The 21,652-nt window shown below is 58.4% G+C and carries 29 protein-coding genes; 5 read left to right on the top strand and 24 right to left on the bottom strand.

Features of this window, described 5'->3' with window-relative positions:
• Positions 1-37 precede the first annotated feature (37 nt).
• Positions 38-1,399 (bottom strand): hypothetical protein, encoded by a 1,362-nt coding sequence (locus tag HBA54_RS04115; protein ID WP_167221625.1) that lies wholly within the window; start codon positions 1,397-1,399, stop codon positions 38-40.
• On the opposite strand from HBA54_RS04115, the gene HBA54_RS28645 reads away from it, so the two are divergent.
• Positions 1,398-1,631 (top strand): hypothetical protein, encoded by a 234-nt coding sequence (locus tag HBA54_RS28645; RefSeq protein WP_205944393.1) that lies wholly within the window; start codon positions 1,398-1,400, stop codon positions 1,629-1,631. The genes HBA54_RS04115 and HBA54_RS28645 overlap by 2 nt on opposite strands.
• On the opposite strand, the gene HBA54_RS04120 is transcribed toward HBA54_RS28645, so the two are convergent.
• From HBA54_RS04120 to HBA54_RS04140, 5 genes are read right to left on the bottom strand one after another with little or no spacing between them, the layout of a single operon-like run.
• A complete protein-coding gene (locus HBA54_RS04120) occupies positions 1,603-3,159 on the bottom strand; it encodes a hypothetical protein (protein WP_167221627.1) in 1,557 nt (518 codons plus the stop codon). The two genes, HBA54_RS28645 and HBA54_RS04120, sit on opposite strands and share 29 nt — an antisense overlap.
• Entirely contained in the window at positions 3,152-4,504 is a 1,353-nt protein-coding gene (locus HBA54_RS04125) for a hypothetical protein (protein WP_167221629.1), read from the bottom strand. Before HBA54_RS04125 ends, HBA54_RS04120 begins: the two co-directional genes overlap by 8 nt.
• Entirely contained in the window at positions 4,504-5,085 is a 582-nt protein-coding gene (locus HBA54_RS04130; protein WP_167221631.1) for a hypothetical protein, read from the bottom strand. The genes HBA54_RS04125 and HBA54_RS04130 overlap by 1 nt, the downstream gene beginning before the upstream one ends.
• Positions 5,085-5,324, bottom strand: coding sequence for a hypothetical protein (locus tag HBA54_RS04135; RefSeq protein WP_167221633.1), 240 nt, complete (start codon positions 5,322-5,324; stop codon positions 5,085-5,087). The genes HBA54_RS04130 and HBA54_RS04135 overlap by 1 nt, the downstream gene beginning before the upstream one ends.
• Positions 5,324-6,739 (bottom strand): packaged DNA stabilization protein, encoded by a 1,416-nt coding sequence (locus HBA54_RS04140; RefSeq protein ID WP_167221635.1) that lies wholly within the window; start codon positions 6,737-6,739, stop codon positions 5,324-5,326. Before HBA54_RS04140 ends, HBA54_RS04135 begins: the two co-directional genes overlap by 1 nt.
• 73 nt (positions 6,740-6,812) lie before the next feature.
• On the opposite strand from HBA54_RS04140, the gene HBA54_RS04145 reads away from it, so the two are divergent.
• The gene (locus tag HBA54_RS04145) at positions 6,813-7,118 is read left to right on the top strand and encodes a hypothetical protein (RefSeq protein WP_167221637.1); all 306 of its coding nucleotides are present in this window, start codon (positions 6,813-6,815) and stop codon (positions 7,116-7,118) included.
• 195 nt (positions 7,119-7,313) lie between these two features.
• Here HBA54_RS04145 and HBA54_RS04150 read toward each other — a convergent pair whose 3' ends face one another.
• Genes HBA54_RS04150 through HBA54_RS04185 form a run of 8 tightly spaced genes read right to left on the bottom strand, consistent with a single transcriptional unit; the run spans position 7,314 to position 11,413 of the window.
• Positions 7,314-8,168: a hypothetical protein gene (locus tag HBA54_RS04150; RefSeq protein WP_167221639.1), complete on the bottom strand. Its 855-nt coding sequence runs from the start codon at positions 8,166-8,168 to the stop codon at positions 7,314-7,316.
• 2 nt (positions 8,169-8,170) lie between these two features.
• Positions 8,171-8,572: a packaged DNA stabilization gp4 family protein gene (locus tag HBA54_RS04155; protein ID WP_167221641.1), complete on the bottom strand. Its 402-nt coding sequence runs from the start codon at positions 8,570-8,572 to the stop codon at positions 8,171-8,173.
• Positions 8,569-8,901: a hypothetical protein gene (locus tag HBA54_RS04160; RefSeq protein WP_167221644.1), complete on the bottom strand. Its 333-nt coding sequence runs from the start codon at positions 8,899-8,901 to the stop codon at positions 8,569-8,571. Before HBA54_RS04160 ends, HBA54_RS04155 begins: the two co-directional genes overlap by 4 nt.
• Positions 8,885-9,073, bottom strand: a complete 189-nt coding sequence (locus tag HBA54_RS04165) for a hypothetical protein (protein WP_167221646.1) — start codon at positions 9,071-9,073, stop codon at positions 8,885-8,887. Before HBA54_RS04165 ends, HBA54_RS04160 begins: the two co-directional genes overlap by 17 nt.
• Before the next feature lie 34 nt (positions 9,074-9,107).
• The gene (locus HBA54_RS04170; protein ID WP_167221648.1) at positions 9,108-9,404 is read right to left on the bottom strand and encodes a hypothetical protein; all 297 of its coding nucleotides are present in this window, start codon (positions 9,402-9,404) and stop codon (positions 9,108-9,110) included.
• A gap of 1 nt (position 9,405) precedes the next feature.
• A complete protein-coding gene (locus HBA54_RS04175; RefSeq protein WP_167221650.1) occupies positions 9,406-9,681 on the bottom strand; it encodes a hypothetical protein in 276 nt (91 codons plus the stop codon).
• On the bottom strand, positions 9,681-10,652 hold the full coding sequence (locus HBA54_RS04180) for a hypothetical protein (protein ID WP_167221652.1): 972 nt from the start codon (positions 10,650-10,652) through the stop codon (positions 9,681-9,683). Before HBA54_RS04180 ends, HBA54_RS04175 begins: the two co-directional genes overlap by 1 nt.
• Positions 10,649-11,413 (bottom strand): hypothetical protein, encoded by a 765-nt coding sequence (locus HBA54_RS04185; RefSeq protein WP_167221661.1) that lies wholly within the window; start codon positions 11,411-11,413, stop codon positions 10,649-10,651. The genes HBA54_RS04180 and HBA54_RS04185 overlap by 4 nt, the downstream gene beginning before the upstream one ends.
• Before the next feature lie 218 nt (positions 11,414-11,631).
• Here HBA54_RS04185 and HBA54_RS04190 point away from each other — a divergent pair, with 218 nt between their 5' ends.
• Complete coding sequence (locus HBA54_RS04190; RefSeq protein WP_167221663.1) at positions 11,632-11,811, top strand: hypothetical protein; 180 nt, start codon at positions 11,632-11,634, stop codon at positions 11,809-11,811.
• A gap of 88 nt (positions 11,812-11,899) precedes the next feature.
• On the opposite strand, the gene HBA54_RS04195 is transcribed toward HBA54_RS04190, so the two are convergent.
• From HBA54_RS04195 to HBA54_RS04225, 8 genes are all read right to left on the bottom strand, one after another.
• The gene (locus HBA54_RS04195) at positions 11,900-13,123 is read right to left on the bottom strand and encodes a P22 phage major capsid protein family protein (protein ID WP_167221665.1); all 1,224 of its coding nucleotides are present in this window, start codon (positions 13,121-13,123) and stop codon (positions 11,900-11,902) included.
• Positions 13,124-13,210: 87 nt separating this feature from the next.
• On the bottom strand, positions 13,211-14,116 hold the full coding sequence (locus HBA54_RS04200; protein WP_167221667.1) for a hypothetical protein: 906 nt from the start codon (positions 14,114-14,116) through the stop codon (positions 13,211-13,213).
• A 50-nt stretch (positions 14,117-14,166) separates the two neighbouring features.
• On the bottom strand, positions 14,167-16,233 hold the full coding sequence (locus HBA54_RS04205; protein WP_167221669.1) for a portal protein: 2,067 nt from the start codon (positions 16,231-16,233) through the stop codon (positions 14,167-14,169).
• Positions 16,233-17,477, bottom strand: coding sequence for a terminase large subunit domain-containing protein (locus HBA54_RS04210; RefSeq protein WP_167221671.1), 1,245 nt, complete (start codon positions 17,475-17,477; stop codon positions 16,233-16,235). Before HBA54_RS04210 ends, HBA54_RS04205 begins: the two co-directional genes overlap by 1 nt.
• Before the next feature lie 55 nt (positions 17,478-17,532).
• Positions 17,533-17,772: a hypothetical protein gene (locus tag HBA54_RS04215; protein ID WP_167221673.1), complete on the bottom strand. Its 240-nt coding sequence runs from the start codon at positions 17,770-17,772 to the stop codon at positions 17,533-17,535.
• Positions 17,765-17,986 carry a terminase small subunit-like protein gene (locus HBA54_RS29820; RefSeq protein ID WP_367575700.1) on the bottom strand — a complete coding sequence of 74 codons (222 nt, stop codon included), beginning with the start codon at positions 17,984-17,986 and terminating at the stop codon, positions 17,765-17,767. The genes HBA54_RS04215 and HBA54_RS29820 overlap by 8 nt, the downstream gene beginning before the upstream one ends.
• Positions 17,983-18,144, bottom strand: a complete 162-nt coding sequence (locus HBA54_RS04220; RefSeq protein WP_167221675.1) for a hypothetical protein — start codon at positions 18,142-18,144, stop codon at positions 17,983-17,985. Before HBA54_RS04220 ends, HBA54_RS29820 begins: the two co-directional genes overlap by 4 nt.
• A 1,270-nt stretch (positions 18,145-19,414) precedes the next feature.
• On the bottom strand, positions 19,415-19,618 hold the full coding sequence (locus HBA54_RS04225) for a hypothetical protein (protein ID WP_167221677.1): 204 nt from the start codon (positions 19,616-19,618) through the stop codon (positions 19,415-19,417).
• Here HBA54_RS04225 and HBA54_RS04230 point away from each other — a divergent pair.
• Both HBA54_RS04230 and HBA54_RS04235 read left to right on the top strand, forming a co-directional pair.
• Positions 19,617-19,976 (top strand): hypothetical protein, encoded by a 360-nt coding sequence (locus HBA54_RS04230; protein ID WP_167221679.1) that lies wholly within the window; start codon positions 19,617-19,619, stop codon positions 19,974-19,976. The genes HBA54_RS04225 and HBA54_RS04230 overlap by 2 nt on opposite strands.
• A complete protein-coding gene (locus HBA54_RS04235) occupies positions 19,973-20,332 on the top strand; it encodes a helix-turn-helix domain-containing protein (protein ID WP_167221681.1) in 360 nt (119 codons plus the stop codon). The genes HBA54_RS04230 and HBA54_RS04235 overlap by 4 nt, the downstream gene beginning before the upstream one ends.
• A 185-nt stretch (positions 20,333-20,517) precedes the next feature.
• Here the strand turns inward: HBA54_RS04235 and HBA54_RS04240 are convergent, their stop codons facing one another.
• Both HBA54_RS04240 and HBA54_RS28950 read right to left on the bottom strand, forming a co-directional pair.
• On the bottom strand, positions 20,518-20,760 hold the full coding sequence (locus tag HBA54_RS04240; RefSeq protein ID WP_167221683.1) for a hypothetical protein: 243 nt from the start codon (positions 20,758-20,760) through the stop codon (positions 20,518-20,520).
• Entirely contained in the window at positions 20,753-21,214 is a 462-nt protein-coding gene (locus HBA54_RS28950) for a hypothetical protein (protein WP_240932487.1), read from the bottom strand. Before HBA54_RS28950 ends, HBA54_RS04240 begins: the two co-directional genes overlap by 8 nt.
• Positions 21,215-21,652: the final 438 nt, after the last annotated feature.

The raw sequence follows: 21,652 nt of genomic DNA on the forward strand, positions 1-21,652 counted from the left end.
TGGCCCCTTGGGACCAAAGAGGGCAGGATCGCTCTGGTTATGCATCCTGACCACGAGGATCGAACCAGCCCTTGGCCATTATGGTCAAGTCTGTACTGGCGGCATCGACGCTGGCTCGTATTTGGGATGAAGAATCGGTCCAGACCCACAAATCCGAGGCGCGGGCCGTTACCGTTGCACCACCCACCGCTATGCCTGCGTTATGCAAAGGCAGGCCACCGAAATCGACGGGTATATCATTCGTGATATCGCTTGCCCGGAAATAGGCCACCCCAGCCGTATCGGCTGAGTTAGCCCCAGCGGAGATATGCGCCAATGCCGATGGCGGGACGGAAATGGTGTATAGCTCGCCCTCATTGGTGGCGGTAGGGGAACCGTCGTTGGCGTCGAGGATAGGCGTCACCCACTCGAAGAACCCGCCCGGCCTTTGCAGGAAGGGGAGAATGTTGGATGAGGAATCGGTCAGTACCGCGCCAATGCGGCGCTTTTGGTCGTAGCCGCCGGGCAACGTTGGCGCTGTCGGCGATGCCGAAAACAACACATCGACAACCCCCGTATCGGAACGCCGGATGGCAAACAGGTGGTACCAAGTATCAACGGCGACTGCGCCCGTATCCAGACCGCCATTACCGCTACCAACGGCCCAAGCTGCGTCTAGTCTCTTGACAGTAACCGATGACAAAACAATGTTTCCGCCGTCAGCATCATTCCGTGCCGCACCGGGAGAAATGTCGATATCATGCTCAGCGTCGGTCGTGTTGTTGGAGAGCACAAAACCGCTGATAAAGCCCAAGCCAAGTGGTATGTTTTCACTGCCAAACGGCTGGACAATGACCTGCCATGCGGTTCCGTCCGAACGAACCTGCACCGCGTCATGCTGGTTCGGCAGACTGATATCCGTTCCGCCGTCGATGGTTTCCGATCCATCGGCGTCCAGCGTTACGGCATTGGCGCTGCTGTCCACCTTCTTAACCGTGACTTCAAAGCCGTTGCCCGCCGTGGCTGCGGGCGGCAATGTAATGGTAAAGGCCCCAGCGGTAGCATCCGCTTTGATCAGTCTGCCATTATCGGCAGAGGTAACCGTATAGGTCGTACTTTTGGAGATAACCGTCGTGGAAGTCGGTTCCGCCGCCCGTACAGGATCGGCAGTCCAGAGCGTTACGCCCTCGGATGTTCTGAGGATGACCTTGTAATCCTGGTCACTCAGGAAGATGGCTGGAAAGCGCCCGGCGCTGTCGGCATCGACAGGGTTGGTATTGGCAACCGAAAGCGCATCGTCAGAGAACGTATCCAGCGCCGTGGAGGTCCCGCTGATATAGAAGTAGAGTTTCGCTCCGGCTCCCGGCGTGCCGTCATTGTCAAAGGCCGACTGGATCGGAAAGGTGAACCGCCCCGCCATGCAAATTACTCCTGAGATTTCCATAGAAAAAGCCGCCCGGAGGCGGCATGGTGTACGCATGTGGGATGCGCTGATTAACTGGGCAGGCACCAACAACGCCCGCCACCAAGTCATTCAGGCGGCAGCGGGTTTGATTTGCTTCGGGCTGGCTTACCTAGCGACCTTCTGGTGGGCACCCGATGCTATTCACGAATTCGGCTGTTTTATCGCCGGGCCCTGTCTGGACCCCTAAGCGAGTTAAGCGTTACGCCGCCCTGTTGGGCTTCCCCGATCAGAAGCGCCCGCAAGGCGGACAACTGTGCTGGTGAGGCTTGCGAAGGCAGTGGGGTTGCGTGACCCGCGCGCATAAGTTCGGAGGCCGCACGAGCATTGGCCTGGGTCATGGCCGTTGCCCCGCCCCTTGCCGCATAGCCCAGCGCAGGAAGGGCGAGCGCGCCGACAGGGCCACCGATGCCATATCCAGCCCCGCCACTGAGAACGCTACTCACAACGCCAGTAGGTGCGAACTTGCCCAGCGCCCTGAGAACGTTTTCGATCTTGCCGCCCTGCCCTACCTTCTTGATGGCGGCCTGTTCTGCCTTGGAGAACAGCCTCATTTTCTTTTCGTTCATGGCAAGGTTGCGAAATTCTGTCCGCAAGGCATTCTCTAGACCGGAGCCGGAAAATTGTGAGGCCCTGTCATCGGCCCTGCGAATCAGGTTTTCGATGGCCTCGCCCTTACTTGCCTTCTGCCAAAGACCGCGCGCCTCCTTCAGTGCCGTGGTTGCCTCTTTGACATTCCCCGCAATCACATCAGCGGGCGTGAGTTGATCAAGATGGTCGTCCAACTCGGAAATGAGTTGCTGTGCCAGCCTGCGTTCCGCCTTCTCGATGCTGCCCGAAGCCTGCTTCAGGATCTTCCGCAGATTATCCACGTCCTGCATGGATGGCGTGCTGCCCTTGGCCTTCCCGAACTCATCAAGAGCTGCGCTTACCTTGGGATGGATCTTCGGATGAAAGCCTTCCTGCCGCGCCGCGAAGGCCAGATCGTCGGCTATGCTGTCGAAACGGGTCTGATTGAGCGTAACGCCGGAATTCAGAGCCGTGTCATACTGTGAGCCTGCCTGACGTTTAAACGCCTGTACTGTTGGTGCCTTACTTGAAGCCCCCTTGGCCATACGCCCCGTAACCGCACCTGTACCAGCGCCGGTCAGAAGCCCCAACAGAGAGCCCCAGGCCGCACCCTCTGCACGATCCCGGAATCCACCCTCGGCACTACCGAACGCATGGGCCGCACCATAGCCCGCGCCCTCCGCGCCGCCTCGTGTTGCCATAGAGGTTACAGTGGGCTTAGCCCCCTTCAGCAAGGTGAGCCCGCCACGCGCCAATCCACTGCCAGCCATCACGCCGCCCGCGATCTGAGAAGGAATTGCTACAGAAGCCGGAATCTCGGCATCCCGTTCGCGCTCAGCCGCAAGGTTCTCATCATAAGTGCCGTCTGGGCCAAGCCCGGTTGCTGTATTCGCTGCGGCCGCCGCTTCATCGGCAAGCCCAAAGGTCGCCCCCGATGCAACGGAGCGCACAACATCATCCGCGCGGCGGGCAGTTTGCCCGGCAGCATCCACGATGGCATTGCCAACGATACCGGCCCACTCGGAAGCGGAGAGGTCACTAAGAGAACGCTTGGACTGGTTCCGCGTTTCTCGGAGGGTCGCCAATACATTGGCAGAATCGCCCCCTCCGCTTTCCTTTCGCAGCTTCTTGAGAACGTTGTCAGCCACCAACCAATTCCCTCATTTCCTGAATGACCTCGTCCACGGTCATGTTTTCTTCTTCAGCAGCGCGCTCCAGATCCTCGCGGCTGTAGGTCTGATCGCCGATGGTGACCGGCTCGTTGCTCCCTGAACCCAACAGAGGCCCCAAGCCCAATTCCCTGATCCGCTCGGGGCTGACATTCTTCCGAATGTCCTCAATCACGCGATTATAGCGGCGCTCAATCCGGTCAATGGTCTTCAGGAAAATCTCCGACTCGGTCGAGTCCGGGTCCAGAGCGCCAACGTCGTCAATGAGCAATTGTAGCTCTGCCGCGTTCATCGCTCCGAAGCCGGTTGCTCCCGTGGCCGATGCTTCCTTAAGTCGCGTTATGGCACCAAGCGCCACGCCGCTCTTGAGAGTGCCAACATAGGAACGCACTTGGCCAGCTGCCGACCCCGAATGAAGCGCAAAAGGTCGCGAAGACGTGCCAGTAACAGGAAGGCTTGCTTTTTTTACGATATCCTTAATGGAGCCAGTCGCATCCAGCATGGTCTCAGCCTTGCCAACTGCGGTCTGCAACTGAACGTCCGCCCTCTCTTCAGCCGCGCTAGCCTCGGCCTCGATATCCCGCACCGCAGGACCGCCCGGAATAGGCACAAGCTCCGCGCCATCAGGGCCTTCCTGCAACATCCACCCGCTAGGAATGGGTCCGTACTTCCCACCACCAACTGTCACGTTTTGCTGCGCCGGGGGCGCGTTCGTCGAAGCCTTAGCAATGGCATTGTCATAAACAGCGTGACGCGGATCGCCCGGAGGCAGGGCGGCCTTCTCTGCTATCAATTTGGCGATGGGTGTCGGACCGGGCGGTTTGGCCTGCTCAATGCCCGCCAGATAGCGGGACGCTTGGAGCATCATATTGACTTGCCCTTGGTTGAACTCCCGGGGCACATCAGAAGTGTCTAGGCCACGTTGCTCGGCAAACTGCGTCGCCCGATCCAAGCCTTCCTGGTCATTCACGCCGTCTAGCGCGGCAGCCCAAACGGGGGCTTCAAGTTTTTGCCGCTCAAACGTCGCAGCATCCTGACTCTGGAAAAAGTTCTGCCAGTCCTTACCGGCCTGGGGGTCAATTACAGCCGCCTGCCGAGTGAATTCTTCATCACTCATAGCGGGACCGCCGCCGGGGGCCTGTCGTCCGGTTTCCCAGGTAATGCCCTTCTGCTGGTCAAAGCCGCCATGCTTCAAGACGGCCAAGCTTTGCAGTTGGGTAGCCTTTTCACGGGCCTGATCCCTCGCCAGGGCCTCATCCTGAAGGCTCTTGAGCGTGAGGCCCTTGGCAAGGGAACCGCCGACATCGACCTGAGTGATTGCCATCAGATTTCACCCCGCAGGGCTGCCAGGGTCAGATAGTTATTGATACCGGAATTGATGGACGAGCCAACGCCCTCATAGCCTGACCTTCGGGCCAAGGCCGCATTCCGATTTGCATCACCGACATTGACCATCAGACTGTTAGCCGCTGTGTTGTCCTGCGCCACAGCACCGGAACCGAGCCCTGCCAGCGAAGTCATTCGATTGAAACCCCGATCATACTCAGCAGAGCCGATATCCTGGCCGAAGCGAGTAAGGGCCTTTGCCTGCCCGCCCGAATTCAAACGCCCCCTGGCTGCTGCTGAGCGATCAAGGGCCTTTACGCCTTCGCCAACGCGGAAGTCATAGCCGGGGGAAGTCCTGAAATCCTTATCGCCGGTAATGTAGGTGTCGCGAAGGTTGGAAAGCGCCAGATTGGCCGTCTGCCGGTAAGGCGCGGTATCCGCACGCTGCTGCTTGTAAATGTCATAACTGAAGTCGCGGTTCTTGTCGGCGGCCTTGCGCGCCTCCCTTGCGCCAAGCAGAGACGTACCAGCGCCAACGACCGCACCCACACCGGATGCAATTTCGCCCCACAAGGACATTATGAATTCTCCAAAATGTTGGCCGTGCGAATGGCCGCCAGCAGCTCGTCCACCTTGTTGATGGTAAGCTGCAACTGCGCCAGGGAGTCGGGGCCATTTACCGTGATATTCAGATCCGCAACCGCCTCAATGCGGGGCTTCTCAATGCGGTCAATCACCGCTTGCAGAAAGCCCTGGGTATCCTGATCGCCGTCAAATAGCTTTGCCGGTAGACGTAGCCGTTTCGTCGTGATTGCCATTACAGGCCCCCGCCTTCAATGTCCGCATAAGCCACGCTGGAAATTACCCGCTTTACCGGATCGGAAATCTTCACGCGATATACCCTCTGCCTGAATTGGCCCATGCGATCCCACTTGGCGCGGGCGCGATGCTTGCCCTTCCGGCCAATGCTGCGCCACTTCTCGTTCGACCACGTTTTGCCGCCGTCGTCGGACCAGTCCAGCATGGCCTGGGGATCGCTGCCCTGCCCTGTCGTGGCGGCTTCGCCATGTTCGAAGTCTATTATCAGGGTGTTGGCAATGGCCGTTTCAGCGTCGGCAAACAGCGGTGGCGCGGTCGCAGAAGCGATCATCGTTTCGCCGTTCTCGGTGTAGCTCTTCAGATCCAGCCGGTAGATGTTGCCGTTGCTGTCATCCCCTACCAGCAGCAGCCCAAAGGCTTCGGCAAAGCACGACACGCGATAGTCAGGCCTGTCATGACTTTCCCGCTCGTGCCAAAGGCTTGTGGCAACGTCATAGACAAGGGTGAAGGTGTCCGGCTTCTTCAGCACATAGAAGGCATGGCCCTCTTGTGTGTAGGTGAAAGCCACCAGATCAGCCAGTCCGCCCGCTTTCTCCAGAACAGCCTCAACGGCATGGGTCGAAACCCGCCCAGGCGAGTAACCATTGGCACGGTAGACGATCTTGTCATCGCCAACCCACATAAGGCTGTTGTCAATATTGACAATGGAATCCCTGGCGATACAGCCGCGCTCGATGTAAGCGCCGGAGGCCCGCTCAAAGGGAAAGTCCGTATCCCCCGAATTATACCAAATCTCCGTCGTGCTCGCTCCTAACAGCCAAAGCTCACGATGGTCAACGGAAGCCCCGACAAGGTTGTCCGGCGCACCCTCGGCAGAAGCGAATTCGAGCGCGTCAAAGGAGGTGCCGTCATTGATGGCCGATATGCGGAACTGGTCAGTATTGGTGTCTGTGAAGATAAAATACCCATCGAGATAGACAACCGAGGTCGCGCCCGGGAAATCGGTATCTGTCACCTGTGTCAGGGTCGTTGTCGTCGCGATAAAAAGGTTGTCCGCTTCCGTGCCGGTCAGGATAGCGATCTGCGTGCCATTGGTTTCCATCTTCACCAGGGCGGTGCCGGGCAGGTCGCCAAGCGTCGTGCTGTCGCCGTTCGAGTCCAGTTTGAATAGCTTTGACCCGGAGACAACATAGAGGGAACCCGCCCCAGGCGCACAGCCGCAATCCAGGCGGATCATGCCCCGGATCGGCCCATTGCCCAGCGCCGCGTGCAGCGGCAGGCCGGGCGTACCGAACAGAGCCACGATCTCTTTGGCGCTTGGCGTCTGTATCTCGGGATAGAGATTCACAACCCTTTGAGCCGACAGCGGTAGCGACCGCGAGCGGTAGGATTGCGACGCGAAGGGAATCTTCATGCGATCACGGGTTCACTTTTTCATTGCAACCTGGGGTGAATCGGGGCTTCACTCCCTAAGGGGAGGAACCGATATGCGTAAGGGTTTAATTATTGGAGTGCTACTGGCAGCCACGATGACAACCACCCTAGCAGGGGGGTCTATTGCGGCGGATCGGGTTGACCAGAACCTTCAAATCATCGTAGAAGCGGCAAAGGATCTCTCCTTTCCCGACCATGCTGACAACCGTGCATATCTCTTGATTAAACAAGAGACTATTCGTTCACCCGTTGGGGTCATATTCGGTTACGCGGATAATGAGGCGGCTTGCGAACAAATCGCCTCCGTTCTTTCAGCAGTCCTTGACGTTGGAACGTTCAAATGTGGGCCTATCTACTAAACCAGCTAAGTCCCCTTAAGGAGGCACCTACGTGCGCTACCTAGCTTTCTTTGCGCTTCTGGTTCTGTCGGCTTGCGCCGGTCAGGGTGAATCGGAAGTGAACCGAAAACTCTGCACAGACGAAGAAATCGCGGCTTACCGTGCGGAGACTGGAACGAAACTTAATGACGCGGCCTTGCGGGCTGCTGATTGTCCTTAGGCAATATCAGCTTGTTGGCCACCGAACCCACCGCCGCGCCCAGTTGATCCGCCGCCACGTCCACCAGGGCCACGGCCACGTTCCCCACGCTGTCCGCCCCTGTCGCGTGGTCCAACAACACCCTTGGGCCCACTGTAAGTTTTGCGCCCGCGTTTAACGTCCCTGGTCGCACCCAAGGCATCACTACCAAGCCCGGTCTGAGTACGATCCTTGTAGTTGTCTACTCGGCTATCAAACGCCCGCGTGCCAAGTTGATCGCCAGAAAGCTCTGCAAGGGCAGCATCAATAAATCCACGGAAACCACCGCTGGTGCCTGTCGGATCAAAGTCGTCCGCATCGCTGTAGTCGCGGACGATGTCAGCAATGCCGCCAACGAGGCCGCCAGCAGTGCCAGCAAACGGAATGGGAAGAAGCCCAGCAAGGCTGCCCAGAGTGCTGTACCCACCAAACTCATCAATATCGCCGACAGGCAGATCGCCGAAGCCTCGGTCAAACGAGTCCAGCCCACCAAAGCCTCGGTCACCGCCCCTTTCAAAGAAAGATTGGAGGGCCTCAATATCCTCTTCCCCCGACAGCCCAGGCCCCGGCAGCCCGACATCAGCCGCACCGGATGAACCACCACCGGAGGCACCGCCGCCAAGACTCGCCAGAGATTGCGGATTGGGCGCGGCTGCATCATCAGCACCACCCTGGCCCTCACCAATACCGGAGGGGCCACGACCGCCCTGCCCCGCCTGAATGGCATAGAGCCAGGGAATATCTGCCGTGTCGGCCTGACCGGAATAAGCGAAGTCGCGCTTCTGCCGGTTCTGGGCCGCATAGGGGTCGCGAAGATCAGCGAGGCTTGGCATGGTCAGTAATCCGCATCTATGTCGTATCCATGGCGTGTCAGCCGGTTTTCCAGGCCCTCATCAGGGCGTAGCTTGCCAATGCGGCGATAGGCCGATTGCAGGGTGAGCATTCCCGCCTTTGCCTCTACAGCGACCTCAGGCGTGACATTGCCGCTAAATTCCGGCGCAAGCTCGACGGCCAGCATGTAGCGCACTGGCCTGATATGCTCCGGCGGCAGGGGAATGTCGTCATCAAGCGTGATGTCCTGATAGCCGATATCCGCATTATGAGCCTTCAGCCCATGCAGCATTTCATTCATGCGTTCCAGGCCATCGACCATCTGGGAATTGGTTGGCGTTTCCTCGTCCGCAACCACGCGGATAAGCCTGAGGCTGCCCTGGATCAAGCTGCGGGCTGTGGTCATGTCGGCAGGTCCCTTAACAGTCTCACGCGCCCGGATACGAGGTTGTAGACCGCCGTCCCAATGGTGGCCGTGCCCTGGTGATTGTATTCACCCGCCGCCGCGTCCGCCGTCTTGTCGGGATTGACTGTGATTGTCCAGGCTCCACCGGTGCCACTGGCGACGCTGATGCCATCAGATTCCGTCAGCAGTATTGTGGTGCGGCGCAGATCGGTCAGGCCCATGCGCCATTGAAGCGCGGCATTGGTCAGATCGACCGGCCCTGAAGCATCCCGCAGTACCCCGGAGAAAGAGAATGTCTGCCCCCGGATGAAATCAAGGTTGCGGCGCATTCTCGCCCTCAGATACGGCCTTGCGGGGCCTACCGGGCTTGCGTTGACCATTAGCCTTTGAAACGGGCTTCTTCGCTGCCTTCGCCTTGACCTTGGCGGGGCTGTCAACCCAGCCGTCAGGCAGAACCTCGGCGTCAAAGAGCTTGCTCTCTACTTCGTTGTTGTCGCCCATGCGATACATCCAGGTTGGGTTGTCCATTGTGTCCTCAGGGGTTGATGATGAACGTCACTGCGTCGGAAATCAGTTGCTTGCTGCCATCGGTGTAAGTGGCCCTCACGGACCATTCGCCAGCCTCATCAACGTTTCCGTCCGCGAACACATACGAGAAGTACTCATTGGCGCTGAAACTGCCGCCAATCGATGCCGGGGCCGTGACGCTGGGATTGCTTACCGTCAGGGTCGCCCCACTCGGTTTGGTAAAGGTGATGCTCAGCGCCGTATTGCTGGACAGGTCGAAGCCTACGCCATGCCGAAAGATCACCCCATATTCGTTCAGATTCATCTCAGCAAAGCTCCGATTCCACTTCCACGGCGGCATCGCTCATGGTGCTGCTTACCTCCACTGCGGTATCTCTCATCAGGGATAGCGTTTCCAAGGTGTCCGTCATTGCGGAGGTTGTTTCGACTGCCGCATCACTCATTGCGGAAGACACGGCAACCGCTGTATCGCGCATCAGGGATAGGGTGTCTTCAAAGCAGGGTGTCGTATCGACAATGAGGCCAACCGGCCAGAAGCGCGCCGCGAAATAGCGCAGCGGAAAGAAACGAGGCGCAAACATCAGGTAGCGTCCAGGGTCACGGCTGAGCGATTGCCGTTCGCGTCAACCGTGGCTGTGATTCTATCCTTGCTGTCGCCAACATCTCGGATGGCGATGCTTGTCGTGGCTGCACCGGAGAGCTTACCAGCGGCGGAAGACAGTTGAATGCGTTGCGCCTGACGCAGCGTCACACCAGTCTCAATCCCGTTCGCCAGATCGAGCAAGGCCGCCGCAATGGCATTTGCTGTGGCACTGGATATCACTACGCCGTCTGTACCGGTATCCGCCAGGATTGCGGCAATCTCCGTGGCTATTTCACCAAAGCTGCCAGCCGTTACATGGCCGGATTGCGCCTCATCCCAAACCGCATCAGCGATGGCCGCAGCCGTTGGATCATTCAGTCCCGTTATCTGCGCCGGGATGGTCGTGCCCGTATCCACAAGAATTGCGTCAACGTTCGTATCCACAGCGGCCAGGGCAGCCGCCGTAGCCAGCCCGCTCTGTATCTCGGATACCGCGTCACCAGCAAGCTCGCTCGCGCCGATGGAGTTGGCGGCAATCTTGTTGGCGGTGATGGCGGCAGTATTGATGGACGACTCGGTAATCGCGTTCGCTGCGATGGACTGTACGGCAGAATTTCCGTTGCCACTTGATACCGTCAGCGTCTCCCCCGCCGTGATCTTGGGCCGGTAAAGCTCGATTGTCCGCGTTACGGGGGCCATGCCCGCATGCGTGATGTGAAACACCATCTCTTCCGAATCGTTACCCGAGGCAATACTCATATCCTCGTCAAGCAGAAGCTCGTACACACCCGGCATGTTGGTAGCGTCTGTTTCATTCACCGTCGGCGTCGTCATGGCGGCAGCCGCAGCACCATTGCGCGACCGATAGACCGTGAAGGAGCTGAGGGCGGTTTCGCGCGTCTTCAAATCCGTAGCATCCACCGCCACGAAGTAGATAAATTGATCCGTAACGCCGCTTGGGATTCTCATGCGATGTATCCATCGTCAATGGTGTGCATAGCGCGCGACAGTCCTACGTTACCTTGTTCGATTTGATGAGTGCCTTGGGGCAGAACATCGGCACCCGCAGCCGCAGCGGGTCGGACGGCAAGGGTCTGAACCACAAAGCCCTCATTTGCAGCCAAGGTGAAGGAGCTGGGGTCTTGGGTAGAGGAATTCAGCTCGCGCCGGGCGGTGCCAACAGAACATCCATTGTCTGTACCGCCGCCACTGATGACGCTTGTCAGGTTGCTATAGTTCGTTGGCGCTCCGGTCCAAGCAACATCATCATCACCAGCGCCGCCGCCCGTGATCCAGAGTGTATCCTCGGCACCCCACGAAGGACTAAGGCTCGGTGGATTCGGAGCGGTTCCGCCAGATGTCACTGCGGAGGCGGCCACCTCAACCCCGGATATGGAACCAAACCAGTCCGTAACTCGATACGTCTGAGCAGCCGCAGTTGCAGCTACGCTGGTGGCGAAGTTTACAGTTCCGCCGCCCTCCGTCCCATCAGCAACCTTGGCGTACCAAGCGGCGAAGATCTGGTTGATCCCAGTGATCGTATGGCTGGCACTGTCAAGAAGCGTCCAGCCTGCCGGTGTGGTGATGCTGTCGGACGACGTCATATAGGGAGCGAAGCACGTTATCAGCAGGTCGCCGGAATTGACTGTTCCCGGCATAGACACATTGTGCGTAGTCGTATCGGTGCCGAAAGCCGAAGTCGTGGGATTCGATGTGCTTGGAAACGCCATTCAACAATTCGCCACGCTCAGAATTACAGACAAACCACCCTTTCCTCTTGCGGAACCCCAGGCCTTAGCAAAGGAAAGGCTGTTCACGACTACACCAGGAATTGTTAACCCTCTCACGCATGTAGAGAATAGGACTTGAAATCAGCAACCTGTGGGCACACACTCAAGAGATGAACAAACGCCCCACGACAGCACCGCCCGCTCCCGGCGGCCAAGCCTTGACCGCAGACGAAAAGCTGCGCTGCGCTGTCATCGACGCCCTGTGGCCTGTCCTCATTGATTTCGGGTTTCCAGGCGGGCAGGCAGGCACATTGGCTTTAGCTGACCGTATCGCCAAAGAGGTCTGCGAGGCCCGTACAGCCACTGAAGACAGCGGCGAAAGTAAAGTTCGGCCCTAAGCAGTTTCCTTCTCAGCCAACGGGCACCAAGCCCTCAAAGGAACACCCCAGCCCCGGAGTTACCCAGGGCCAGGGTGTAACAGTCCTATCAGGCCGTACCGCTCGCGCGGGCAGCCAGATCGGGATACAACGACTTGATGCCATAGAGAACATCAATGCGGATGATGTCTTCATCGTCATCAATGTTGAAATCCTTCACGACACGCAGAGACGTGTTTTCATGCGTCTCACGCGCCTTGAAGGCCGCACCATCAGGCAGTTCCAGCGGGCACATGACGAGCCCGAACGCATTCTTGTGGAACACAAGGTTCTGCCTGTAGCTGGAACCACCAGTCCCCAGCACCGTAATGGCCGCGTTGTCGGCAGGAGCCGCCGTCACGGTCTGATACGGGCCGGAGGTGATGATCGCCGGGCTGATGGTCAGCGTCGCCGGGCCGGTGGTCGTACCGGAATCGGCATCCGCCAGCACAGTGAACTGCTGCAAGAAGCCATTGTCTGCCTTGCTCACCGGATTGACCGCGTTGACACCGGCGATGGTGAACACGTCACCCGCCCGCAGAATGCCTGAGGTCGAGTTTGTCCAGCCATCCGTCACAAGAGACTGACTGTTGGTGGTCTTCGCCGTCGCGTAGGTGACATTCTGCGCTCCGCCATTGACCAGCGGCGTACCCGTGGCCACACCAACAACATGAGCCCGGACGTTCTGGTCCATGCTCGTTTCCACACCACCAATGTTGCCCAACGAACCCTTGGTATAGGCAGAGCCCACGAGGTTGTTGTTCAACAGAGCGGTCTGGCTGCCGATCAGGCCCCAGTGATCAGCCGGAGCCATGACGGCACAGCGCATATCCTGCGGTACCGCCATTTCGTCCAGCCGTTCGGGAGCTTTGGCGAAATCAGCGAAGGAATTGATCGTCTGACCGGGCGTTCCAACCCAATTCCACACGTCCGTATAGAGCGTGCAGAGATCATAATCGATCTGGTTGGCCAGCGCGATGGCTGCCGGGGTAATGTAACGACGGCTGTACTCTTCCACCGTCAGGGTGAGATCCTGGGTCGTGAACTTCCAGGAAACATGCTTGCGCTTGTTGATGACAAAGGGGGTGTTCGCCTCCTCGACATCCTGATTGACGCGGGTAGCGCCGTCAGAAGCAACGAACTTGACGGGACGGCGAACATTCACCGTATCGCCAACCTTGACGAACTCTTTCTTGTAATCGCGGTGAACCTTGTTCGCCATGACAAGGTTGTTGCGAAGTTGCATCAACGCCTCTTTCGCGATGATGGTAGGCGTAATTAGGGCGTTTGCCATTAGAAGCTCCATCAGGCCGCCTCAATGGGCGGCACAGGGATAGGCGACGTCTCACGACGTGGCCGAATGGATGACAAACCACGGCTGTCAGGAGGCTTTCTTGTTCCTCCATGCCTCGTACTCGGCCTGGGTCATTTTGGCCGGGTCTTTCTCGGGCTTGCCGCCACCCTTCAATGTCTTGGGCGGGGGCGGTGCCGTGGTCGATTTCTTAGGGGGCTTGGCAGTGAGCTTGGCTTCAAGCTTGCCGATTTCCCTGACTTGGGCGTAAGCGTCCATGCGCGTAATCCGGGCCGCTTCGTCAGGATGACTACCGAGATAGTATTGAACCTTCGGGCCGTGTTCCGATCCCAGGATTGCGTTATGCATTTCCGGGGTGATCATCACATCATCGGCAAAGGCTACTTCGTCGAAGTCCTCATACTCCACACGGGCCTTATCAACCCGCCCCATATGAGCGGCCATTGCAGCATCATGGCTGCGCTTGGCCTGCTTCTCCTGGAAGCTGTTCCTTTCCCGCTCGATAACCTCTTGGGCTTTCCTTTCGGCTACCCATTCGGCCTTGGCATCGAGGAACTGACTATAGTCGGTAAAGTCTTCCTGCTTCGGAAAGTCTGCCGGAGTGGTATCAGAACGCTGCTGTCCTGGGTCTGCGGGGCCTGGGCCGCCTTGCTTCTCCGCCAGCGCGTAAACCATCCCTTTCAGCGCGTCGATTTCAGCTTGTGCCTTGATAAGCTGTCGCTGGGCTTTGCCTGGACGATTGCGTTTAGGCTTCTCCTCGGGTTCATCCTCGACAGCCGGTTCATCACCGTCGCTGCCTTCGGACTCTTCCTCGGCGTCCGCCTTGGGCTCGTCTTCGGCCTTCTCAGCCGGTGCGTCTTCGGTCTTGTCCTCCCCCTCGGGGGTTTCGGTAACTGGGGCGGCCTCTTCTTCCAGCGCGGGAATCGGCTCCTCGGTTACAGACTCGCTAACGGCTCCGGTATTTTCTTCACTCACGTTCTTTCCTTTCGGGTAACTGGGTTCAGTCTTCCGTGGGCTCTCGCCCATTAAAAAACCGCCCTCGGGGGCGGCTGTTCTTGTGTCGGCTGTGGGGCTGCGGTAGGCGGTGGTTGCGCACCCAAACTGCCCGTTAGAATCTGATTCACGTAGCTCTCGACAATGCGTTGCAACGTGCCATTGGTAAGGGCCAGTTCCACAGCGGCCTGGGCACTCTCAAGCTGCACGCCTTCTGTCTCAGCCTCCGTCTTGGCAATGCCCGCCTCGGCCTGCGCCGCGTCAGTCTGAGCCTTGATTTCCTCCGGGCTTGGCGGTGGCGGCGCAGGAGGCTGATCGCCTTTGTCCTCGTCAGGCTCCTCAATACCCTGAGCGACAGCCATCTTGCGGAATGTCTCGGCAATATCGTCCGCCTCAGGCCAGTCCAGGTTCTTCACCAGCTTATGCATAACCATCTGGGCCGCCTGAGGCATGGTCTGCATGAATTGCAGGATGCTGTCCGCCGCCTCCTGGCGCTTGGTGGAGAAGCTTGGGCCGGTCTGCACGGCAACGTCATACTTGCCAACAGACAGATCATTAATCATCTTGCCGGTCATGGGATCGAAGCGGTTGATTGTAACCAGATCCTCGCTGTCATCCTCGCCCAGCACTCGGATAACGCGCTCGCTGTCGTAAATCCTGGGAATCAGATCCACAAGGATCTTGCCCGTGTGGGCAATCGAAATGGCTAGATTGTCGATGTAAACGAAAGTCCCGACATCGCCCTGCCGCTCCCTGGCAAGAATGGCCTTGCCGCTCGTCTCATTGGACTCCTGCCCCAGGCTGGACGGGTAGATGCCCGATACCGCGCTCATATCATCAGCGGATATCTGGGCATCCTGCACCAGGGCAGCGGGCACCTGGGCAGCAGGCTGCCGCTGCGGCGGCCCACCAGCAGCAGGATCGGGATTATATGGCAGATAGGCGTGGTTTTCCGTATTCGCCGTGTCCCAAACGTCCTCGAAACCCTCGATCTGCTTGATACTGGCCACAAACGGCGATTTAGGGGCCAGGGAGATCGTTTCCACTGCCGCGCTGCGGTCATAGTTGTAAAGCCGCTGTGGGTCCTTCAGGAAGCGCACAAGGCCGTGGCGCACCACACGATCCGCAACGTTCACTTCCTCGCCCAGCACCGGCACAATCGGGATGTACCGCCCCGGCCAGATATAGGGCTCCTCCAGGGATTCAGCGCCGTTCACGAAATGCTGTTCAATCTGCATGGAATCGACATCACGAAACCGGATCGGCACTGAGGGCTCGCCCGCCTCGGCTGCCATTGCATCCTGCAACAACTGCATCTGCGCCAACTCTGGCTCTGTCAGGGCCGTAACGTCCCGAATGCTCCCGTCAGGCAGGGCCGCCAGCTTCTTCTTGACCGGCTTCTTGCACCAGTATTCCGCCACGATGATCTGTTCACCGTCGCGCCAGTCGTTTACCCAATCCTCCGGCTGATCGATCTCGAAGTCCGTCAGGCTGGCATTGGGCCAACGTTGCTTGAAATCCTCAATCGCATAGGGCTGAAGCACAAAGCAGTACTTGGCATCCTCGCGTGTCGGCTCCTGACTATCCGGGTCCCACACCACCGCGAAGGGATTGCGGATGCGCCTGATTCGAATGTCCTGTTCGAAGGAATCATCATCAGCGTATTCGGTCACAACCCGCCAAGCGCCCTGCCCACAGGTTGCCATGTTGTCAGCCCCCGTCACATAGACGCTGCTGGCCATGGACTGCTGCTCGATGTTGCGGATCAGGCCGGTGAACAGTTCCGCCGTGTCTTTGTCGGCCCCATCATCGACAGGCCGGACCTTGATCGCGGGTTTATTCAGCCGGATATCGCCCGTAACCTGCCGGGTATACTGCGGAATGCGGTTGATGGTCAGAATCGGACGGCGCTGCTCCAGACGGTCGCGCTTGACCTCCTCTGCCCATTGTTCACCCGCACGGAACCGCAGATCGTCCAGGCACTCCTCACGGTTCTCCCGCTCATAGTCAATGGCGCGCTCATAGTTCTTGCGCACCGTCTTGATAAAAGTGTCCTCGCCCGCCCCTTCCTTCTCGGTTGTTTTGCTCTCGTAGGCCATTAAGCGCCCATCCATGCCGAAGCGCTGGAACGGCCGGGACGGCGCTTCTTCGCTCTAGCCGGAGACTTCTCCTCCAGGCCGACCGCCAGATAGCGGAATGCATCGGAGCCGTGGCTTGCCCAGTCATGCAATGGCCGTGATTTGAAGATCTTCAACTTATCATCCCATTCCCGGCGGTATTGCCGTAGCGCATCAATCCCACGCTTGCATTTCGTCTGGTCAATCCAGCATCGGCTTAGCAAAGCCCTTGAGGCCTGAATGCCATCATCAACGGAAAGCCGTGGCGCTATCCTGGACTTGATGCCCAGGGCTTCCAGCGTCTCCACACGAGACTTGCCGCTGCCCAGCTCCTTGGCTTCCGCGTCATGCGGCAGGATGTGATCGCCATAGACGTAAGGCCGCTCTTTCAGCAGCTTGGCATAATGATCCAGCCCAACACCGGAGCGCTCGATATAGTCAATCAGGTGAAGTTCACGGCCCACTGTCTGGAAGAACCAGATTGCCGTTGAGTCACCTATTCCCAGGTCCCAGGCCGTGTGAACCTGGGCGGCAGGATCATAGGGAACGCCAGAGATGCGCCCGTCATCCTCAGCGGCCTGCATTTCCTTGGCGTAGTACGCACCGACCACACCCGCATCGAAGGAACAGAGATATTCCTGTCTGAACCGCGCCTCGCCGTCATCGCCATAGTTAGCGATGTATTCCCGCTTAACCCGATCAAGCTGCTCTTGGGAAAAGACATCCGTGTCCTTCGCTGTGCTGCGCTCCACAAACCAGCTTTCCTCAGACTTGCAGGCCTCATAGAACGTCGCAGCATGGTTTCTGCCTCTAGGCGTAGTGATGAACACGGCCCAGCCGCCATTCTCTTCCAGAATCGGTTGCAGATACGTCCAGGCGTTCGGATCGGCCAGCGCCCATTCGGACAGCACCAGCCCAACCGGCGGCGCACCGACGAGGCTGTTGTAGTTATCGGAGCCCACCACCTGCCAAGTGGAACCACACTTGAACTTGATGAACATCTCGTTCCCGCGCGTCGTCTGGCGGGTTTCCATCGGGAAAGCCTCGTCAATGCGGGCCTTGCCGGTATGCGGGTTGATCGCCTCCCAGATGGCCTTTCTTGCCTGGGCAGCCTCGGGAAGCATATGCCAGTAGGTGCCGATGCGCTGATGGGCAGCCGTGGCCGTCCAATGCAGCGCTATGTCATCCTTTCCCCAGCGGCGATGCGCAACCTCGTAGGCTCGCAAGCCGCCTTGTTCCAAATATGTCCAGAGAGGAAGCTGATAGCTGCGGGGCTGCCAGCTATTCGGCAGACGGACAGTCGGCAAACTTCACGACCTGAATAACCAAAGGCCCCTCGCCGTCTTCGCCCGTCAATGGCTGGGCTGCCTTACCCCATCCCCGATCAAGCAGGGCATTAGCGGCTGCAACGCGGGCGGCAGGCTGGGCCTTGGGCTGATTCATGATGCCAACCAATGTCTTAACCGCCGCCTCTGTGTGAGTTCGCGCCAAAGAGCGGATATCTGTTTTTGCCTTAGCCATTTAAGTCAGTCCGGTTGACCCTTTCACGCTTCCGCTCCATTGCCGCTGCATAGCCTTCCCGAAACTCCCGGTTCGTCTTGCGCCAGTGCTTCAATGTCTTCATGGAAGGCATGCCCTCTTCCTCGCAGATATGGCGTACGGCCTTATCAGCATCCATGCCGGAGAACAGCCGCGCGGCACAGGTTGCGTCATAGGGCGGGTGTTGCCCAGTCATGCGGGCGAAGGCCGATTGATCTTGATGGTTCCAGTGTCACCGCGCTCTCGGGCCCTCTCACAAAAGGCCAGGATCTCCTGCCACGCATCAATGTTGTCCTGCTCCTGTTGAATGAGGCGTTCAATCCTGCGCAACTGCAGCGATTTCATGTCCGTCATGGCCATTTCCTAAACCCCATTGGAATGGGCTGTGGCTCGTTTGTGGCGTTTGGTGATGTAGGGCATGGATTAGATGTCGTACTCACGCATAGGAATTCCTTCTCGCCCATCAGTTGAAAGACTGGCGCAGCTAGAGAACCTTGAATATGCTGTGTAGTTGACAGTCGCCGTCTCTTTTTCCCTCCAATTCCCGAGCGCGCCCTACGGGCAGGCGCATGAGGCGTCTTGGGGCGAAGGGCTCAATCCCTTCATGGATAAAAGGAGGAAGCTATGCCTTGTCGTAAGGTAAAGCGGACTGTTCGGCCAGGGAAGAAGCCCGGCCCCAAACCGGTTCCGGTTAAACCGCATCGCCGGTCTAAGCCGAAACCGTGTAAGTAGGGCCTGACTCTACTACGCTGAACTTAGACGGCGGCTGTCACCGCTCTTGAATCAGAAACCCGCCAACGGGGCATCGCTGACGGGCCTTAAAGCTGATCGAACCCATAGAGCCCGATCACAGAGATATGTATAACGAAGTTTGTTGAATCCGTCAACACCTACCGCTTATTTCATTCCACGTTCCCAAGCCCTTGCCCAGCACTCGCCTGCCCCAATGAGTATCCTTGCGGCGCTCTTTACTCACCCGGCTTGGGCTCTTGCCCTCGCAGATGATTTCGATGATGACTGAGCGCTCTCCGGAGGGCACTCGGCTGCGCCAACGTCGATAGGTTTGCATCTGGCCCGCCGTCACCTCAGACGGCTCCACGCGCCCTCTGTCGCGTCTCTCGAATAACTGCGCCTTCGCCGTCATGCCGTGGGTTATGTGAGCCCAGACCCTCTCTATTTCAGCCCAGGCCTGATGCTCATCCGCCGTCAGGCTGTCCAATAGGCGCTGATCGGCACGGCGCTGCCTATACGCCACCCTCGTCCGCTTGCCCTGGTGAGAGACAACGTTCTCCACCAGTACCGTGGGACTGTGACGTTCCTGCCAGTCTATGGGTTCACGTGATGGCATTAGGGCTTCACCATTCAATGCGCTTGATAGTGCCGTTGGGGTAGTATTCGACGGCCCTCGATAATGGGCACCCTGACTCATGATGCACGCCACAGTGAGGGCACTTTGGGCCCGTAGCCGTAGCGTACGGACGCACCGAAGCAATTCCACCAAGCATAGCCCCCTGCTGTAGTCTTGCTTTCTCCATCTGTTCCATTTCGTCCTTGCACTTCTCGCAGTGACCACAGTGATTCCCAAAAGCAATAGAACCACGGCATACAGGCTTCTCGTATTTAGTCATAAGTCCTCTTCCTTCTGTTTGCGTGCTGCAAGGGCGGCCTCGTAGATTTTGATAATCTTCTCCATGGCGTCCCGCTCTGCGTCCGACAGGCCGAACAAACGCATCGAGGTCTGCATGTGCGCCTGCATATGAAGCCCCTCAAGGCTGTCCGCTATCCGCTCCAGGGCCTCTGTCTGGCGAGTGTTTACTGAGTCTGTCATGGCTGTTCCTCGCATTTTCTTTGCCCTGCCCTTGAAAATACACCAACGGTGTATATATGATAATCATCAACAACGCGGCGGGATGGCCCGCCGCAAGGGGCGAAAGGGCCTGAAAATGACCACCAAGATTCCCGTTCTCGACGACAACACCACCGACGCCAGCGTTATCGGCTATGCCGAAACTCCCGCTCAGGCCGCTCGGGTCTTTAACGCACAGCGCAGCCAGACTCCGCTCGATGCCAACGACTTTTCGCAGCGCATGGCTGACGAGGTTGAGGTAAGCCATGATCCCGACATCAACACGTGGGAGGAAGTAGAGGCGGTTGCGAAGCTTGGCGCATGGGAACCGCAGCTTTGACCCTCTTCTCTTCCGTTCTCCAAGGGCTCGGCCTCTCCCAGCGGGAGGCCGCAGCTTTTCTGGAAGTCCGGCCAGATACAGTAAAATCCTGGGGTGCAGGGCGGAATGCTGTGCCGGATGGCATCTGGTCGAAGCTTCGCGAACTTGCCGACCAGCAGACCGAAGCGGCTCAAAAGGCATTCGACCTCTGGCAAGACCAAGGCGAGCCCCAAGAGGTTGAATTTTACATTGCCGCCAATGACGACGAAGCTCAGAAAAAAGGCTGGCCCTGTGTCGGCGCGCAAATGGCCGTTGCGCGGCGGCTGTTTGAATATCTCCCCGACAACGTAGAGATCCTTCTGTCAACCCGACAATAGTTCCTGTCATGGCTGTTCCCTTTCAGGCGATTGCTCCCCATAAATGGCCGCGACGGTGCAGCAAATCAGAACATGGCTACAGTCGCTCTCGTCATGGCAGTTGGGGCAGCTCTTTGGAGCCCGGAGGGGCACGCCTGACTCCACACGCGCTGCGACCGCGTTTTTGTAGTCCTGGTAAAAACCCATCATTCATGCTCCTTGTGGGGTGTGTGGAGTCGCTCGTGGGGCTCAAGCTCCAAATAGTCCGCAAAGGGCTCTATGGCCTCTCTGGCTTGAAGAATGGCGCCACCACACACGCAGCCGCCGATCTCTTTGAATTGCATGTCGTCCAGCAGTTGCCAGATCGCTTCGGCCATTGCGTGGGCTTGCTCAGGTGTCGCGTTCAAGCGCCCCCAACCCTCTTCCAATGGTTTCTGTTGTTCAGCCATTAGCGGTTTCCTTTCTCTGGGCTAGACGGCGGCGGGCTTCTGCTTTGCAGGCAGCCAGCGTGAAAGTTTTGTCTCCAAAGTTGTCCATCAACACCCGGTACTGCATTGCCAGACGGTCGCGTTCAGGCTGCGGTGGCCGCTCGAACTTGGGCCTTTCAAGCTGCTTGCTCTCACGAACTGGACGCGGCTTTCCCTCCCGCTGGGCTTGAATGCACCAGTTGCGGAGCTCCGCCGGTAGCGGCCACTTTTTGTAGCGATGGCTTTCCAGCGCAAGCTTGGTTCCGGCCTCCAACTCCCAGGGCTGGAATGGCTGTAACGCCTCCATGTAGGTCTGCACCGCCGCCGTGTATCTGGGGTTCGGCTGGCCGTTCAGCACCTTCGGGTGCGGCGGGTCGAACACGCTGCTCAGGCGGTTCAAAACCTTGTCCTGAATTTCCTGAAAACTCGTTCCCATTGCGCCTATCCGCCTCCTTCGCGGCCTCTCGAATCATCGCGTCAACCTCGTCTTCCGCCGCACTAACGTCAGCAGGCGAACCCCGAATGTCCCGAAACTCTCGGGACTTGCGGACCCAGTTCCGAAACGCGGCAAGCCAGTCGCGCTTGACGGCACCGCTACCCGACGCCGCAAGCCAATGGTCGCGGAACCGGGGAACCTCTCTGGCAACCTCTTCATCGGTGAATGCGTCCTCGCCCGCCTTCAGGCTGGCGCATTGGTCAGGCGTCGGTGCCCAATCCTCCGAAATCCGAGAACCCTTCGTCGGGCGTCTTTCTTTGGAAGAAGCGTTAGCTTCTTCTTTCTTTATGGGTGGGGTGGGGTGGGGGGCATCCGTTTGGCATCCATCTGGCATTGCCGTGGCATCACCTGTTTTCTTATCTTTCAACCACCTAGACT

The sequence above is a fragment of the Pelagibius litoralis genome, assembly GCF_011683915.1.
Classification (GTDB): Bacteria; Pseudomonadota; Alphaproteobacteria; order Kiloniellales; family Kiloniellaceae; genus Pelagibius; species Pelagibius litoralis.

Bases quoted from the DNA above. Each gene is read 5' to 3' on its own strand.
- HBA54_RS04165 (WP_167221646.1), bottom strand. From the start codon at position 9,073: ATGGGCGACAACAACGAAGTAGAGAGCAAGCTCTTTGACGCCGAGGTT.
- HBA54_RS04130 (WP_167221631.1), bottom strand. From the start codon at position 5,085: ATGTCCTTGTGGGGCGAAATTGCATCCGGTGTGGGTGCGGTCGTTGGC.
- HBA54_RS04145 (WP_167221637.1), top strand. From the start codon at position 6,813: ATGCGTAAGGGTTTAATTATTGGAGTGCTACTGGCAGCCACGATGACA.
- HBA54_RS29820 (WP_367575700.1), bottom strand. From the start codon at position 17,986: ATGACTGGGCAACACCCGCCCTATGACGCAACCTGTGCCGCGCGGCTG.
- HBA54_RS04225 (WP_167221677.1), bottom strand. From the start codon at position 19,618: ATGACAGACTCAGTAAACACTCGCCAGACAGAGGCCCTGGAGCGGATA.
- HBA54_RS04230 (WP_167221679.1), top strand. From the start codon at position 19,617: ATGGCTGTTCCTCGCATTTTCTTTGCCCTGCCCTTGAAAATACACCAA.
- HBA54_RS04135 (WP_167221633.1), bottom strand. From the start codon at position 5,324: ATGGCAATCACGACGAAACGGCTACGTCTACCGGCAAAGCTATTTGAC.
- HBA54_RS04170 (WP_167221648.1), bottom strand. From the start codon at position 9,404: ATGAATCTGAACGAATATGGGGTGATCTTTCGGCATGGCGTAGGCTTC.
- HBA54_RS04115 (WP_167221625.1), bottom strand. From the start codon at position 1,399: ATGGCGGGGCGGTTCACCTTTCCGATCCAGTCGGCCTTTGACAATGAC.
- HBA54_RS04240 (WP_167221683.1), bottom strand. From the start codon at position 20,760: ATGGCTGAACAACAGAAACCATTGGAAGAGGGTTGGGGGCGCTTGAAC.
- HBA54_RS04175 (WP_167221650.1), bottom strand. From the start codon at position 9,681: ATGTTTGCGCCTCGTTTCTTTCCGCTGCGCTATTTCGCGGCGCGCTTC.
- HBA54_RS04220 (WP_167221675.1), bottom strand. From the start codon at position 18,144: ATGACGGACATGAAATCGCTGCAGTTGCGCAGGATTGAACGCCTCATT.
- HBA54_RS04140 (WP_167221635.1), bottom strand. From the start codon at position 6,739: ATGAAGATTCCCTTCGCGTCGCAATCCTACCGCTCGCGGTCGCTACCG.
- HBA54_RS04125 (WP_167221629.1), bottom strand. From the start codon at position 4,504: ATGGCAATCACTCAGGTCGATGTCGGCGGTTCCCTTGCCAAGGGCCTC.
- HBA54_RS04185 (WP_167221661.1), bottom strand. From the start codon at position 11,413: ATGGCGTTTCCAAGCACATCGAATCCCACGACTTCGGCTTTCGGCACC.
- HBA54_RS04195 (WP_167221665.1), bottom strand. From the start codon at position 13,123: ATGGCAAACGCCCTAATTACGCCTACCATCATCGCGAAAGAGGCGTTG.
- HBA54_RS04160 (WP_167221644.1), bottom strand. From the start codon at position 8,901: ATGCGCCGCAACCTTGATTTCATCCGGGGGCAGACATTCTCTTTCTCC.
- HBA54_RS04205 (WP_167221669.1), bottom strand. From the start codon at position 16,233: ATGGCCTACGAGAGCAAAACAACCGAGAAGGAAGGGGCGGGCGAGGAC.
- HBA54_RS04150 (WP_167221639.1), bottom strand. From the start codon at position 8,168: ATGCCAAGCCTCGCTGATCTTCGCGACCCCTATGCGGCCCAGAACCGG.
- HBA54_RS04180 (WP_167221652.1), bottom strand. From the start codon at position 10,652: ATGAGAATCCCAAGCGGCGTTACGGATCAATTTATCTACTTCGTGGCG.
- HBA54_RS04215 (WP_167221673.1), bottom strand. From the start codon at position 17,772: ATGGCTAAGGCAAAAACAGATATCCGCTCTTTGGCGCGAACTCACACA.
- HBA54_RS04155 (WP_167221641.1), bottom strand. From the start codon at position 8,572: ATGACCACAGCCCGCAGCTTGATCCAGGGCAGCCTCAGGCTTATCCGC.
- HBA54_RS28645 (WP_205944393.1), top strand. From the start codon at position 1,398: ATGCAAATTACTCCTGAGATTTCCATAGAAAAAGCCGCCCGGAGGCGG.
- HBA54_RS28950 (WP_240932487.1), bottom strand. From the start codon at position 21,214: ATGGGAACGAGTTTTCAGGAAATTCAGGACAAGGTTTTGAACCGCCTG.